This window comes from Marseilla massiliensis (genome assembly GCF_023336985.1).
Lineage (GTDB): Bacteria > Bacteroidota > Bacteroidia > Bacteroidales > Bacteroidaceae > Prevotella > Prevotella intestinigallinarum.
The window spans coordinates 277,445-292,472 of record NZ_JAMBLP010000002.1 but is presented as its reverse complement, the minus strand read 5'-3'; the positions used below and the strand labels follow the sequence as shown (position 1 = coordinate 292,472).

The window sequence follows — 15,028 nt, the reverse complement described above, 5'->3', positions numbered from 1 at the left end:
AATATTCCATCCTGCCGCATGACCGCAGCCAGCCGTCCATTCACTGTCGGCCCATGAGTACCGCTACTTGATAATAGGTAAACATCTACTTATTTTAGACCGCAAAATTACTATAAATTAATGATTAATCAAAGTATTTCTGGGCAAAAAATCAATTTTTATTCTTAATTTTGCGCCGTACTTTATCAGGCACGGGGGTTGGCAAGCCGGCCTCGCGACATACGGAGCGCCTGCCGGCAACGGCCGTTGGCGCCCACGCGACATGCCGTCGACGCTGCCGCAGACAACCCGGGAGCACCCGGGACAGGCAGGCAGCCCCGCAAACGAAGCAAGCAAGAGATGACACTGAACTACGACGTTATTGTGATCGGTGGCGGCCACGCCGGATGCGAGGCCGCCTCGGCCGCCGCACGCATGGGCGCGAGCACCTGCCTCGTGACCATGGACATGAACAAGATTGCGCAGATGAGCTGCAACCCTGCCGTCGGCGGGATTGCCAAGGGGCAGATAGTGCGCGAGGTCGACGCGCTCGGCGGGCAGATGGGCATCATCACCGACGCCACGGCCATACAGTTCCGGATGCTCAACCGCAGCAAGGGGCCGGCCGTGTGGAGCCCCAGGGCGCAGTGCGACAGGGGGCGGTTCATCTGGCGGTGGAGGCAGGCCCTCGACTCTACGCCGGGCCTCGACATCTGGCAAGACCAGGCCACCGAGCTCATCGTCGAGGGCCGACGGGCCAGGGGCGTGCGCACGATATGGGGGGCCGAGCTGCTGGCAGGCAGCGTGGTCATCACCGCAGGCACCTTCCTCAACGGACTCATGCACATCGGCCGAAGGCAGGTGGAGGGCGGAAGGATAGCCGAACCGGCGGCCCACCACCTCACAGAGAGCATCACGCGCCATGGCATACGCGCCGGCAGGATGAAGACGGGCACGCCAGTGAGGATCGACCGGCGCTCGGTGCACTTCGAGGACATGGAGGTGCAGGAGGGCGAGGCCGACTTCCACAGGTTCAGCTTCATGGACACGGGGCGCAGGCTGCCGCAGCTGCCGTGCTGGACATGCTACACCAACCCCGACGTGCACGAGGCCCTCAGGGCCGCCCTGCCCGACTCGCCGCTCTACAACGGCCAGATTAGGAGCATAGGGCCGCGCTACTGCCCGTCTATAGAGACCAAGCTCGTGACCTTTCCCGACAAGGGCCAGCATCCGCTCTTCCTCGAGCCCGAGGGCACCGACACCAACGAGATGTACCTCAACGGCTTCTCGTCGTCGCTGCCCATGGACGCGCAGATAGAGGCGCTGCGCCACATACCGGCGCTGCGCGACGTGAAGGTGTACCGGCCGGGCTACGCCATAGAATACGATTTCTTAGACCCGACGCAGCTCAAGCACACGCTCGAGTCGAAGGTGGTGGCCGGTCTGTTCTTGGCCGGGCAGGTGAACGGCACCACGGGCTACGAGGAGGCCGCAGGCCAGGGCCTCGTGGCCGGGGTCAACGCCGCCCTGGCATGCAGCGGGGGCGAACCCTTCGTGATGCGGCGCGACGAAAGCTACATCGGCGTGCTCATCGACGACCTCGTGACCAAAGGCGTCGACGAGCCCTACCGAATGTTCACCTCGAGGGCCGAATACCGCATACTGCTGCGGCAAGACGACGCCGACGCCCGCCTCACCGAGAGGGCCTACGCCATGGGACTGGCCACACGGCAGAGATACGACCGCTGGATGGCAAAGAAAGCGGGCATCGAAGGAATCGAGAAATTATGCAAGGAAACCTCGGTGAAACCACTCGAAATAAACCCGGCGCTCGAAAACCTGGGCACCACCCCGCTGCGCGAAGGCTGCAAGCTCATCGACCTGCTGGGCCGCCCGCAGCTCTCGATGGACGCCCTGGCAGCCATAGTGCCGCAGCTTAGAGAGAAGATTGAATCGCTGCCCGACCGGCGCGAGGAGACGGCCGAGGCCGCCGAGATTCGCATAAAATACAAAGGATACATAGAGCGCGAGCGGATGGTGGCCGAGAAGATGCACCGCCTTGAAGACATAAAGATAAAAGGGCGGTTCAACTACGCCGAGATGCAGCAGCTGTCTACCGAGGCCCGGCAGAAGCTGCAAAGCATCGACCCCGTCACGCTGGCACAGGCCAGCCGCATACCGGGCGTGTCGCCCAGCGACATCAACGTGATGCTGGTGCTCATGGGGCGCTGACGCCACAGCCCCGGAAGCCCCCTCGCCCGGCCGGAGACGGCACCCGGGCAAACAAAGTTCCACGTGAAACAATCAAGTAAAGCAAACATACGTAACTCATTGATTATGAACAACAAAACACTGATGGAGAACCTGAGGTGCATTCAGGACTTTCCGAAGGAAGGAATCATCTTCCGTGACGTAACAACGCTGTTCAGAAACCCCGACTGCCTGCGCATAATGGTTGATGAACTCTACGACATCTACAAAGACCACGGCATCACCAAGATAGTAGGAATAGAAAGCCGCGGATTCGTGCTGGCCTCTGCCCTCGCCATGAAGCTCGGAGCCGGAGTGGTGCTCTGCCGCAAACCGGGCAAGCTGCCGGGCGAGACGGTGCAGGAAAGCTATGAGAAGGAATACGGAACCGACACCATCGAGATAAGCAAAGACGCCATTTCGACCGACGACGTGGTGCTGCTCCACGACGACCTGCTGGCCACCGGCGGAACAATGCATGCCGCATTCAACCTCGTAGAGAAGTTCAGACCGAAGAAAATCTACGTCAATTTCATCATCGAAATCAACGACCGCGGACTCGACGGGCGCAGCACCTTCCCGGCCGGGACGGAGATAAGCACGCTCATCAGAGTGTGACACGAAAACGACCGACAACGCAAAAACCGCCGGAAGAGGCTCGAAAGAACCTTTGTCCGGCGGCTTTTGGATAATAAGGTTGCACAAATGGCGCGATGCCGCCGCCCGGCGCCACGCCCCACCCTGCTCTGCCACATACCGAAACGCGCAACGGCTACATGCCACACGGCGCGGGCAAATGGGCAGGAAACACTCTACGGGCCGCGGGCAAAAGCGCTTATGCAAAAACAGGCCAAACAAAACCACCACCAGGCTAAGGGCAACAGGGCTTTATTTGGCACGAGGCAAAAACCGCCACGCCGCACAAACCAAAGCATCATGCAGACAAAACAAAAGCCCAATGATGTTTAAGCCAAAGCATGGTGCAGATTAAATAAAAGCATCGTGACGTTTAAAACAAAACGCAATGATGTTTATCCCAAGGCATCATGACGCTTGGAACAAACCAGCAAAAGCCCCATCGCGAAGCCCCACCGGAGCCGACAGGCAGTGCAGCAACAGCACAAAGCCGCATCCTCACTGCCACGCCCCACACACAGAGGCACGCACACGACAAAGCGGCAAGGGGCTGGACAACCCTCGCATAGCCATCGGCACGTCACAGGCGGGAGCACAGGGCCGGGCTGAGCACGCCACGACAACGCCCGGGGGCAAAACGCAGCGCAGGCACCAAAGGCACCGGCAGCGGCAGAAAACAAGGCTACAGGAAAAAGCAAGCCTGCCACAGGCCGGGCCAAGCCCACGGGACGGGCCGCCAGCCACGGTCCAGGCCTGGCGCCCGCCCGCCCACCGCGGCCGGACGCGACCATAAGTTTCACGTGAAACAAAAGCCCGCTAAACATCTTAGAACAAAGCACTTACGACAGATGACGAAAGAAGAAAACGAGAAAAGACTGGCCTACTTGAAGAGCATAGTAAGCCGACTGCCGGAGAAGCCCGGCAGCTACCAGTATTACGACGAGCATGGAACGATAATCTATGTGGGCAAGGCCAAAAACCTGAAGAGCCGCGTGTCGTCGTATTTCCACACCGAAGTAGACCGCTACAAGACGAAGGTGCTGGTGAGCAAGATTCACGACATATCCTACACGGTGGTAAACACCGAGGAAGACGCGCTGCTGCTGGAAAACAGCCTTATCAAGAAATACAACCCGCGCTACAACGTTTTGCTGAAAGACGGCAAGACATACCCGAGCATTTGCGTCACCAACGAGATGTTTCCACGGGTGTTCAAGACGCGCACCATCAACAAAAAGTGGGGCACCTACTACGGGCCCTACTCGCACATCGGCTCGATGAACGCCATCCTGGAGCTGATAAAGAAGCTCTGCAAGCCGCGCACATGCCATTTCCCGATAACGAAAGACGGCATAGAACGCCACAAATACAGCGTTTGCCTGGAGTATCACATAAAGAACTGCGGGGCGCCATGCGTGGGCAAACAGTCGTATGAAGACTACCAGAGGGGCATTGCCGAGGCCCGCGAGATACTGAAGGGCAACACGCGCGGGCTGCTGCGCATGCTGCGCGACGAGATGGAGAGGCTTGCAGGCGAGCTGCGCTTTGAAGAGGCCGAGGAGGTGAAGCGCCGCTACATGCTCGTCACGGGCTTCGTGGCAAAGAGCGAGGTGGTGAGCCACACCATCGACAACGTTGACGTATTCTCGATAACAAGCGACGAAAAGACGGCTTTCATCAACTATATCCACGTCACGGGGGGCAGCATCAACCAGTCGTTCACGTTTGAATACAAGAAAAAGCTCAACGAAAGCGACGACGAGCTGCTGGCGCTGGGCATTGCCGAGATGCGCGAACGCTACCACAGCACGTCGAAAGAGATAATTCTGCCGTTTGAAATAGACCTTTCGCTCGAAGGCATAACGCTCACCGTGCCGCAGAGGGGCGACAAGAAGACGCTGCTCGACCTGTCGGTGATGAACTGCAAGCAGTACAGGTTTGACCGCCTGAAGCAGGCCGAGAAGCTCAACCCCGAGCAAAAGGCCGTGAGGCTGATGAAGGAGATACAGGAAGCCCTGCACCTGCCGAAGATGCCGTACCAGATTGAGTGCTTCGACAACTCAAACATATCGGGCACCGACGCCGTGGCCGCATGCGTGGTGTTCAAGAAGATGAAACCGAGCAAAAAAGACTACCGAAAGTACAACATCAAGACGGTGACGGGCCCCGACGACTATGCCTCGATGAAGGAGGTGGTGCGCCGGCGCTACACGCGACTCGTCGAAGAGCAGCAACCCCTGCCCGACCTCATCATCACCGACGGCGGACGGGGCCAGATGGAGGTGGTGCGCGAGGTGGTGGAAGACGAGCTGCGGCTGGCCATACCCATAGCCGGACTGGCCAAGGACGACCGCCACCGCACCAACGAACTGCTCTACGGCTTCCCGCCGGTGGTGGTGGGCATGAAGACCGACAGCGAACTGTTCCGACTGCTCACGCAGATACAGGACGAGGTGCACCGCTTTGCCATCACCTTCCACCGCGACAAACGCTCAAAGCACGCCCTGCACTCCGAGCTCGACGACATTGCCGGCATAGGCCCGAAGACGCGCGACGCCCTGCTGGCGGGCCTGAAGAGCGTGAAACGCATCAGGGAAGCCGACATGGCAACGCTTTCGTCCATCATCGGCCCGGCCAAGGCGGCGGCCGTGCATGCCCATTTCCACCCTGCCGGCGCGGCCGAAAACGCCGACACCACGACGCCAGGCACACCGAGGCAATAGGCCCGCCACGCGCTGCCGCAAGGCCGTTCACGCACAGCTGCAACTTCCATCATGCCCATAATATGGCTCACTGGATAAATCCTGGGGGGGCTTTAGGAGTTAAGAAGTTAGGAAGTTAAGGAGTTAAGACAATAGCTTTTCTTGCTATATTTGGAGTTATATGAAGTTAGGGGAGTTATATGGAGTTAGAGGACAATAGCGCAGACTGCCTTCCTGCAACCATGCTCCCAAAGCACCCACGTTTCCATAACTATTGTCTTAACTCCTTTACTCCCCTAACTCCTTAACTCCTAAATATACACTAAACTATTGTCCTCTAACTCCATATAACTCCCCTAACTTCATATAACTCCAAATATAGCAAGAAAAGCTATTGTCTTAACTCCTTTACTCCCCTAACTCCTTAACTCCAAAATATATCCAAACTATTGTCTGTACTCCTGAACTCCTGTACTCCTGAACTCCCAAGAATATGAAAACAATTGTCTTAACTACTTAACTCCCTGTACGCTTAAGCCCCCTATGTTTATCGGGTGTCGCATAACATCCTGACACACAATTAGTTGCACGTTAGTACACTCTTTATCCAATGCAACCCGCACAAAGAGGTGGCCCGCAACGCTCTCAGAACCGCACGATTGCTTCACGTGAAACATGCCGTTTTGCACTGTCAAACAGGCCATACCGCGCATCAGAACGGCCCTCGTTGCCGGGCCAAACGGCACAGATGCCTCCACGCTTGCTTATCCTGCGCGCAATGATGGCAACGGACGCTCCACTCCACCGGGCCGGCCAGAGGCCAAAAACAGTCGGCAATATTTTGTGATTCGACCGAAAAACATTATCTTTGCATAGCAAAAGCCACACAAACAGAATTATGAGGACAGTGATACAGCGCGTGAGCCGCGCATCGGTGACAATCGACGGCAAGGTGAAGTCGGCCATAGGCCCGGGCTTCGTGGTGCTGCTCGGCGTATGCCACGACGACACCGAGGAAGACGCCGAGTGGCTGGTAAGGAAGATTGCGGCGCTGAGGGTGTTCGACGATGCCGACGGCGTGATGAACCTGCCCATAACCGAGACTGGCGGCGAGGTGATGGTGGTGAGCCAGTTTACGCTGATGGCGTCGTACAAAAAGGGCAACCGCCCCTCGTGGATACGCGCCGCCGGCCACGACATAGCCATACCGCTCTACCAACGCTTCTGCGCCCTCATGGCCGAGGCCACGGGGCGGCCGGTGGCCACGGGCGAGTTTGGCGCCGACATGAAGGTGGAGCTGGTAAACGACGGGCCAGTAACCATCTGCATGGACACCAAGAACAAGGAGTGACGGCAGCTCCGTCGACAACAGGCTAAAGCGAGACGACACATGGAAGAGATGACAATAAGACAGGCCCAACAGGCCGTCGACGAATGGATACGCACCTACGGCGTGCGCTATTTCTCGGAACTGACCAACATGGCCGTGCTCACCGAGGAAGTGGGCGAACTGGCCCGCGTCATTGCGCGCACCTATGGCGACCAGAGCTTCAAGGCCGGCGAGCCCCACAACCTGGGCGACGAGATGGCCGACGTGCTCTGGGTGTTGCTCTGCCTGGCCAACCAGACGGGCGTAGACCTTACCGAGGAGCTGCGCAAGAACATTGCAAAGAAAACAGAAAGAGACAAAGACAGGCATAAAAACAACGAAAAACTGACCAAGCAATGACTGATTCAATACACAACGAACACGGCCACAGCCACCACGGCGAGGCCCCGAAGAAAAGCAAATACGAAGAGGCACTCGACAAATACAACCTCGACATCGACGACAACGCGGTGAAAGAAGAGGTGAAAAAGCTCATCGCCGAGAAGGTTCACGAGAACGACACGCCCGAGGTGAAGCGCTTCCTGATGGGCAGCATCGAGCTGACCACGCTCAAGACCACCGACTCCGAGGAGAGCGTGCTGGCCTTCACCGAGCGCGTCAACCAGTTTGACGACGCCTACCCCGACCTGCCCCACGTGGCCACCATCTGCGTATATCCATGCTTTGCCGAGACCGTGAGCCAGGCGCTCGAGGTAGACGGCGTAGAGATAGCCTGCGTGTCGGGCAGCTTCCCGTCGTCGCAGACATTCCCCGAAGTGAAGGTTGCCGAGACGGCGCTGGCCATCAAGGACGGCGCAACCGAGATTGACATCGTGATGCCCGTAGGCAAGTTCCTCAGCGGCGACTACGAGGGAGTGAGCGACGAGATTGGCGAGCTCAAGGCAGTGTGCGGCGACAAGAAGATGAAAGTGATTCTCGAGACTGGCTGCCTGAAGACGGCGGCCAACATCAAGCGCGCCTCGCTGCTGGCAATGTATGCCGGAGCCGACTACATAAAGACGTCGACAGGCAAGCTCGAGCCCGCCGCCACGCCCGAAGCGGCCTACGTGATGTGCCAGGCCATCAGGGAATACTACGAAGAAACGGGCATACAGATAGGTTTTAAGCCCGCTGGCGGCATCAATTCGGTCATGGATGCACTTATATACTACACCATCGTAAAAGAGCTCCTGGGCGAAAAATGGCTCACCAACCAGTGGTTCCGCCTCGGCACGAGCCGCCTGGCCAACATGCTGCTGAGCGAGATAGTGGGCCAGGAAACAAAATTCTTCTAATCACGGGGTGGGCTGCAGCTGCCGGCAAGGGCACGCTGCGGCCGCCGACACCCATGCCGCCCACATGCCCCGGTGCATGAAAACGGCCCGGGCAGCGGGTTTGCGGCACGTGCCCCACCCCACAGGCATCCTACGATGAACGGCAAGATAACTCTAAGGACTGAGCTCAGCAGCGACTACCGGGCCACGGAAAACACCGTGCGCGAGGCATTCTGGAATGTCTACGCGCCCGGAGCAGCCGAGCATTACCTGCTGCACTGCCTGCGCAAAAGCCCCGACTACATGCCACGGCTGGCCACGGTGGCCGTATGCGGAGACACGGTGGTGGGCGCCATAGCCTGCGCGGCTGGAAGCATACGCACCGACGCGGGCCGCACGCTTGGTGTGGTCACCGTAGGGCCCTTGGGCGTATTGCCCGACTGGCAGCGCCGCGGCATAGGCCGGATGCTGCTCGACCGCACGGCTGCCTTGGCTGCCATGCAGGGGCACCCGGCCCTGGTGTTGTGCGGCGACCCCGCCTACTACTCGCACCGGGGCTTTGTCAGCGCTGAGACTTACGGCATACGCACGGCCGACGACATGTTTTTCGACGCGCTGCAATTGCGCGAACTGTCGCCCGGCGCGCTGAAAGGCTGCGCCGGCACTTACCACGAGAGCCCGGACTATGCCATCAATGAGGCCGACGTGGCGGCCTTCGACGCGGCTTTCACGCCCAAGTTGAAGGTTGAAGGCACCCCTACCCAACTGAGGTTCAGGCAGATGCTCACCACCATGAGGCCGCGCTGACAGGCTGCGGCAGCAGCCGCCATGCGCCTCGACGGGGCTACCGACACAGCCGCACCGATGTCACGAAACTTGTGGATAAACAAAAAAGGCGCACTATTTTGTGCGCCTTATTACGAAGTCTACGTATGCCGTGAGTGCATCGCCTATCTCTCTGTCGCCCACCGAGCCGCGTATGAACGCATCACACTGCATGCGCAGCTCGTCCATACGCCTCTGGGCATACTCAATGCCGCCGTTTTTCTTGGTAAAATCCACTAAAACGGCGATTTCATCGGCAGTCACCGTGCCCTCCTTCACCTTGCGGGCCAGGGCAAACATGGCCTCGTCGCCCACGGTGTTCAAGGCATATATCACGGGCAGAGTCAGCTTGCCCTCGGCCATGTCGTTGCCGGTGGGCTTGCCAATGTCGGCCGACTCGAAGTAGTCGAAAATGTCATCGCGTATCTGGAATATCATGCCGAGGTTGCAACCAAACTCCTTAGCCGCCACGATGTCGGCCTCGGCGGCACCGGCCGAGAGCGCCCCAATGGCGCAGCAAGCCTCGAACAGGGCAGCCGTTTTCTGCCTAATCACCTGATAGTAAACGTCTTCCGAGATGCCTTGGCTGCGTATGTTCGACAGCTGCAGAATCTCGCCACTGGCCAGCGTGCGCCCCAGTTCGGCCAGATACTGCACTATTTGCTTGTTGCCGGTGTATGCCACGTGTAGCAGCGCCGTCGACAGCAGGTAGTCGCCCACAAGCACAGCCACCTTGTTGTTGTAAGTGGCATTGAGAGATGCCTGCCCCCTGCGCTCACCACTCTCGTCGACCACGTCGTCGTGCACGAGGCTGGCGGTGTGCAACAGCTCGAGGCCCACGGCGGCATTGAGCGTAGAGTCGGTCACGGCGCCGTAGTTGCGGGCCATGAGCAGTATGAGCATAGGGCGCATGCGCTTGCCGGTCTTCTGCCTTATATGGGCCAGAGCCTGCGAGAGCATGCCGTCTGTATGCGACAAAGAGTGGTCGAAAAGAGCGTTGAAATCGCCCAAATCACCCTCAATCGGCTTTCTAATCAGCGATAAATAGTCCATCCTCTGAAATTTGATACAAAATTAGTGAAATTATCGGGATATAGGAATTATTTTTGTAATTTTACGCTGAAAAAACCAAAGAAAAATGGATAAACTCTTCCTTTTAGACGCATACGCGCTGATATACCGTTCATATTATGCCTTCATCAAGAGCCCCCGCATCAACTCGAAGGGCCTGAACACGTCGGCAATCATGGGATTTGTCAATACGCTCAACGAAGTTCTGGCCAAAGAGAGGCCCACGCACATAGGCGTGGCCTTCGACCCTGCCGGGCCAACCTTCCGCCATGAGGCCTTCCCCGAGTACAAGGCGCAGCGCGAGGCCACGCCCGAAGACATCAAGAAGGCCGTGCCCATAATAAAAGACATACTCCGGGCGATGAGGATACCCATACTCGAAGCCCCCGGCTATGAGGCCGACGACGTGATAGGCACGCTGGCCACCAAGGCCGCCGAGGCCGGGGTAGACACATACATGCTCACTCCCGACAAAGACTACGCCCAGCTTGTGGGCGACAGGGTGAGCATGTACCGGCCCAGGCACGGCGACGCGGGATACGAGGTGATGGGCCCCAAGGAGGTGGAGGCCAAATACGGACTGTCGGCACCGTCGGAGGTAATCGACCTGCTCGGCCTCATGGGCGACACGGCCGACAACATACCGGGCTGCCCCGGCGTCGGCGAGAAGACGGCGGCAAAGCTGATAGCCGAGTTCGGCACTGTGGAGAACCTGCTGGCCAACACCGACAGGCTGAAGGGCGCGCTGAAAAAGAAAGTGGAGGACAACGCCAAGCAAATTGAGTTTTCAAAATTTCTGGCAACCATCAAGACCGATGTGCCGATAGAGCTCAACCTCGACGAACTGCGCACCGAACAGCCCGACGAGGAAAAACTGCTGAAACTCTACGACGAACTGGAGTTTAAGACGCTCGCAAACCGCATCATTAAAAAAACTGAAAACAAGCAAAAAAACGACAATCAGCAGCTTTCTCTCTTTGAAGAATTTACGCCCGACGGTGAAGAAAGCCCAAAAAACGCCAGCTACGACAGCATTAAAACAGTGGCACACGACTATAAACTCGTTGACAATCTGGATGATATGGTCGCCATTCGTGACTTTTTCATGACAAAACAAGCCGTCAGCCTGGACACGGAAACCACTTCTACGCAAGCCATCGAGGCCGAACTGGTGGGTTTGAGCTTCGCGGTAGAGGAACACAAGGCTTATTATGTGCCCGTGCCGGCCGAACGTGAACAAGCCCAAACAATTGTTAACATATTCAAACCACTATACGAGCACCCGAAAATACTGAAGATAGGGCAAAACATTAAATACGACCTGGAGGTGCTGGCAGCCTACGGGGTGAAGCTGGCCGGCCCCATGTTCGACACCATGATAGCCCACTACCTCATCCAGCCCGAGCTCAGGCACAACATGGACTTCATGGCCGAGGTCTACCTGCACTACCGCACCATACACATCGACGAACTGATTGGCCCGAAGGGAAAGAAGCAACTGTCGATGCGCGACCTCGCCCCGGAGCAGGTGTATGAGTATGCCGCCGAAGACGCCGACGTGACCCTGATGCTGAAAAACAAGCTCGAGCCCGAGCTGGAACGCATCGGGGCATCGTCGCTTTTTGCCGACATAGAGATGCCGCTGATGCCGGTGCTGGCCTCGATGGAGCTCGGCGGCGTGAGGATAGACACGGAATCGCTGGCCGAAACGTCAAACATTCTTACCAAGCGAATGAACGACCTCGAGCTGCGCATACACAGCCTGGCAGGCCGCGAGTTCAACGTGTCGTCGCCAAAGCAGGTGGGCGAGGTGCTCTTCGACGAGATGAAGATAACCGACAAGCCCAAGAAGACCAAGACAGGCCAGTATGTGACGAGCGAAGAGGTGCTGCAGACGCTGCGCGGCAAGCACGAGATTGTGGCCGACATATTGGAACACAGGGGTTTGAAAAAACTGCTCGGCACCTACGTCGATGCCCTGCCCAAGCTCATCAACCCCCGCACGGGCCACATACACACGTCGTTCAACCAGACCGTCACGGCCACCGGCCGCCTGTCGTCGAGCGACCCCAACCTGCAGAACATACCCGTCAGGGGCGAAGACGGCAAGGAGATACGCCGCGCCTTTGTGCCGGAGCCAGGCTGTCTGTTTTTTTCAGCAGACTACAGTCAGATAGAACTGCGCGTGATGGCCCACCTGAGCGGCGACGAAAACATGATCGAGGCCTTCCGCGAGGGCCACGACATACATGCAGCCACGGCGGCCAAGATATACAAGGTGGGCATGGACGAGGTGACGCGCGACCAGCGCACCAAGGCCAAGCGGGCCAACTTCGGCATCATCTACGGCATCACCGTGTTCGGACTGGCCGAGCGACTCGACATCAGCCGCGACGAGGCGCGCCAGCTCATCGACGGATACTTCGAGACATTCCCGCGCGTGCGCGACTACATGGAGCAGGCCAAGGAGCAGGCACGCACGCAGGGCTACGTGGAGACGCTGTTCCACCGCCGCCGCTATCTGCCCGACATCAACTCGCGCAACGCCACGGTGCGGGGCTTCGCCGAGCGCAACGCCATCAACGCCCCGATACAGGGCACGGCTGCCGACATAATCAAGGTGGCAATGATACGCATTGCCGAACGCTTTGCCCGCGAGGGGGTGCGCTCGAAGATGATGCTCCAGGTGCACGACGAACTAAACTTCAGCGTGCTGCCCGAAGAGAAAGAGATTGTGGAGCGCATAGTCATAGAGGAGATGCAGGGCGCCTTCGACATGAAAGTGCCACTCGTGGCCGACTGCGGGTGGGGTGCCAACTGGCTCGAGGCCCACTGACCCCGCACGCCGACCATCGGCAAGCCTGCCGCCCCACCCTGCCGCACGGCATGGCCAAACGGGGCAGACGACAATGCGAAACGTGCCGTATCACACTCTGATACGGCACGTTTTGCATTGCAAAACGACCTGTACGCCAAGATGACACGCGCCGCCCAAACGCCACCCTGACACAACACGCCACCCCATCACACCCACATCAGCCCTGCCTGGCGACGCACGCCGAAAGCCAACCCGGACTGCACCACCAGCACCATCGGAAGCCATGGCAGCCAGCACACAACCATGTTGCAAAACCACACGACGACAGCGGTGGTTTATATGAGGACACCCGATAAACATAGGGGGCTTAAGCGTACAGGGAGTTAAGGAGCTAAGACAATAGTTTTTCTTGCTATATTTATGGAGTTAAATGAAGTTAGGGGAGTTATGGAGTTAGAGGACAATAGCACAGACTGCCTTACTGCAACACGTTCCCCATGCTCCCAGGGCACCCATGTTTCCAAAACTATTGTCTTAACCCCTTAACTTCCTAACTCCTTGACACCAAAATATATCCTCAACTATTGTCTGTACTCCTGAACTCCTGTACTCCTGAACTCCTAAAAAAACTCCTTAAAAGCCCCTGGATTTATCTGGTGAGCAGTTTATATCTAAAAAAAACATACACCAAACGCACTCGCCCTACAAGCCTGAAGCGCAACAACGCAGCCAGATGCAGCAGCCTACATAAAGCAGGAAAGGCATTTTCACAATAGCGCCACGCAAAGACAAAAAAAACGGAAACGCATTGCTACAGATGCCAACCGGATGTAAAACACATTGAAAACAATGTGTTTCAAAAACAACAGTTAAGATTGCGAAACGACACCAACCGTTCCTGTATCCATAAAGAAACCAAAGCCTTACAGCCATTAGAGCATCAAAGCGACAGCACGACGCTGCTGTGGCAACTTACCTTCGACCTGCCGTAACCCGCATGGGGCCACGGCGAAACAAAGCACCCGGCAAGATGCCGCAGTGAGGGCACTGCAGTTTTGGGGGCATGGCATAAAAAACAAAACAAAGCACGCGCCTTCCAACGTTAATTACACTATGAATTTATATTACAACAATGACTTCAATCCATGGTAAAAAAGCAAGCCCCGCCCCACCCCGCTGCCGCGCCGACGCCCAGACAGCATCAGCCCCGGCCCACAGCAAGCCTACCGCTGCCCGCAGTCAGTGGGCAGGCGGAGCAAATACCAGCAACTGGTGCTGAAGAAATTGCGCACCCACGGCAGGGCCGCCAGCGGGGCGCAAAGGCGGCGCGGGCGCAAGCCGAACTTGGTTTCGTAATGCGGGTTGACCAGCCACAGGCAGCGGTCGGCCACGGCCAGGCCCGCCCGGGCTGCACAGCGCTCAAACGCCTCGACGGTGCAGCGCGTGGACTTGATGGCCATCAGCTCGGCCTCGGTGGCCCGGATCTCGCCGAAGGCCCGCAGAAGGGCGCGGTAGAGAGCCGCCGGCAGCAGATGGACAAAAGGCAGGTGCGACAACACCGCGCTGCGGGCTATCTGCTGGTGGCCGCCGAAAGGCATCTGCCAGGCCGGGAAGGCCACAAAGGCCACGCCCCCGGGGGCCAGCAGCCGGCCCACGGCGAGCATCAGTCTGTGGCGGTCGGCCACGTGCTCCACCACGTCGTGGGCTATTATCAGGTCGTAGCCCCGGCCCTGCGGCTGCAGCCCCGTGGCGTCGGCACACACGAACGAGGCACTAAGCCCTGTGCCGGCAAAGAATCGGCGCGCGTCGGCAATGCGCCCGGGGCAGATGTCAACCCCCGTCACGCTGCATCCGCGGCGCGCCCACGGCAGCAGGTTGCCGCCGTCGCCACACCCAATCTCGAGCACCCTCACTCCGGGCCCCGCCCCACTCCACTTGTCGGTATACGGCATGAAATGCCGCCCGGCCGTCAGCGCCAGCTCGTCGAAGTAGAGCCGGCGGTCGTTGTGTCTTGCCTGCATATCTGTCAGAAAAATGTTTGTACACTTACATAGATATGCCATCGGCCGCATTACTGCGCCGCCCGGGCCGCCATTTTCGGCCG

10 protein-coding genes are annotated in these 15,028 nt (G+C 58.1%); 8 read left to right on the top strand and 2 right to left on the bottom strand.

All coding sequences use genetic code 11. The features are described 5' to 3' along the window. Positions 1 to 339: 339 nt before the first annotated feature. The 7 genes from mnmG (at position 340) to M3089_RS02440 (ending at position 9,017) form a co-directional block, all read left to right on the top strand. Positions 340 to 2,211, top strand: a complete 1,872-nt coding sequence (gene mnmG, locus M3089_RS02470; protein ID WP_249081547.1) for a tRNA uridine-5-carboxymethylaminomethyl(34) synthesis enzyme MnmG — start codon at positions 340 to 342, stop codon at positions 2,209 to 2,211. A 105-nt stretch (positions 2,212 to 2,316) separates the two neighbouring features. Beyond that, a complete protein-coding gene (locus tag M3089_RS02465) occupies positions 2,317 to 2,847 on the top strand; it encodes an adenine phosphoribosyltransferase (RefSeq protein WP_205106827.1) in 531 nt (176 codons plus the stop codon). Between the two features lie 866 nt (positions 2,848 to 3,713). Next, positions 3,714 to 5,588 carry an excinuclease ABC subunit UvrC gene (uvrC, locus tag M3089_RS02460; RefSeq protein ID WP_249081546.1) on the top strand — a complete coding sequence of 625 codons (1,875 nt, stop codon included), beginning with the start codon at positions 3,714 to 3,716 and terminating at the stop codon, positions 5,586 to 5,588. A gap of 877 nt (positions 5,589 to 6,465) precedes the next feature. Then, on the top strand, positions 6,466 to 6,918 hold the full coding sequence (gene dtd / locus M3089_RS02455) for a D-aminoacyl-tRNA deacylase (RefSeq protein WP_205106831.1): 453 nt from the start codon (positions 6,466 to 6,468) through the stop codon (positions 6,916 to 6,918). A gap of 48 nt (positions 6,919 to 6,966) precedes the next feature. Further along, positions 6,967 to 7,296, top strand: coding sequence for a nucleotide pyrophosphohydrolase (locus M3089_RS02450; RefSeq protein ID WP_205107125.1), 330 nt, complete (start codon positions 6,967 to 6,969; stop codon positions 7,294 to 7,296). Continuing rightward, complete coding sequence (deoC, locus tag M3089_RS02445; protein ID WP_205106833.1) at positions 7,293 to 8,231, top strand: deoxyribose-phosphate aldolase; 939 nt, start codon at positions 7,293 to 7,295, stop codon at positions 8,229 to 8,231. Before M3089_RS02450 ends, deoC begins: the two co-directional genes overlap by 4 nt. A gap of 135 nt (positions 8,232 to 8,366) precedes the next feature. After that, positions 8,367 to 9,017, top strand: a complete 651-nt coding sequence (locus M3089_RS02440; protein ID WP_249081545.1) for a GNAT family N-acetyltransferase — start codon at positions 8,367 to 8,369, stop codon at positions 9,015 to 9,017. Between the two features lie 93 nt (positions 9,018 to 9,110). Here M3089_RS02440 and M3089_RS02435 read toward each other — a convergent pair whose 3' ends face one another. After that, on the bottom strand, positions 9,111 to 10,088 hold the full coding sequence (locus tag M3089_RS02435) for a polyprenyl synthetase family protein (RefSeq protein WP_205106837.1): 978 nt from the start codon (positions 10,086 to 10,088) through the stop codon (positions 9,111 to 9,113). An 85-nt stretch (positions 10,089 to 10,173) separates the two neighbouring features. Between M3089_RS02435 and polA the strand changes: the two genes are divergently transcribed. After that, a complete protein-coding gene (polA, locus tag M3089_RS02430; protein ID WP_249081544.1) occupies positions 10,174 to 12,942 on the top strand; it encodes a DNA polymerase I in 2,769 nt (922 codons plus the stop codon). 1,205 nt (positions 12,943 to 14,147) lie between these two features. Here the strand turns inward: polA and M3089_RS02425 are convergent. Next, positions 14,148 to 14,945 (bottom strand): class I SAM-dependent methyltransferase, encoded by a 798-nt coding sequence (locus M3089_RS02425; protein ID WP_249081543.1) that lies wholly within the window; start codon positions 14,943 to 14,945, stop codon positions 14,148 to 14,150. Positions 14,946 to 15,028 lie beyond the last annotated feature (83 nt).

Excerpts from the sequence above, each read along its gene's own strand:
- polA (WP_249081544.1), top strand. The coding sequence starts at position 10,174 with ATGGATAAACTCTTCCTTTTAGACGCATACGCGCTGATATACCGTTCA.
- M3089_RS02440 (WP_249081545.1), top strand. The coding sequence starts at position 8,367 with ATGAACGGCAAGATAACTCTAAGGACTGAGCTCAGCAGCGACTACCGG.
- dtd (WP_205106831.1), top strand. The coding sequence starts at position 6,466 with ATGAGGACAGTGATACAGCGCGTGAGCCGCGCATCGGTGACAATCGAC.
- M3089_RS02435 (WP_205106837.1), bottom strand. The coding sequence starts at position 10,088 with ATGGACTATTTATCGCTGATTAGAAAGCCGATTGAGGGTGATTTGGGC.
- uvrC (WP_249081546.1), top strand. The coding sequence starts at position 3,714 with ATGACGAAAGAAGAAAACGAGAAAAGACTGGCCTACTTGAAGAGCATA.
- M3089_RS02450 (WP_205107125.1), top strand. The coding sequence starts at position 6,967 with ATGACAATAAGACAGGCCCAACAGGCCGTCGACGAATGGATACGCACC.
- M3089_RS02465 (WP_205106827.1), top strand. The coding sequence starts at position 2,317 with ATGAACAACAAAACACTGATGGAGAACCTGAGGTGCATTCAGGACTTT.
- mnmG (WP_249081547.1), top strand. The coding sequence starts at position 340 with ATGACACTGAACTACGACGTTATTGTGATCGGTGGCGGCCACGCCGGA.
- M3089_RS02425 (WP_249081543.1), bottom strand. The coding sequence starts at position 14,945 with ATGCAGGCAAGACACAACGACCGCCGGCTCTACTTCGACGAGCTGGCG.
- deoC (WP_205106833.1), top strand. The coding sequence starts at position 7,293 with ATGACTGATTCAATACACAACGAACACGGCCACAGCCACCACGGCGAG.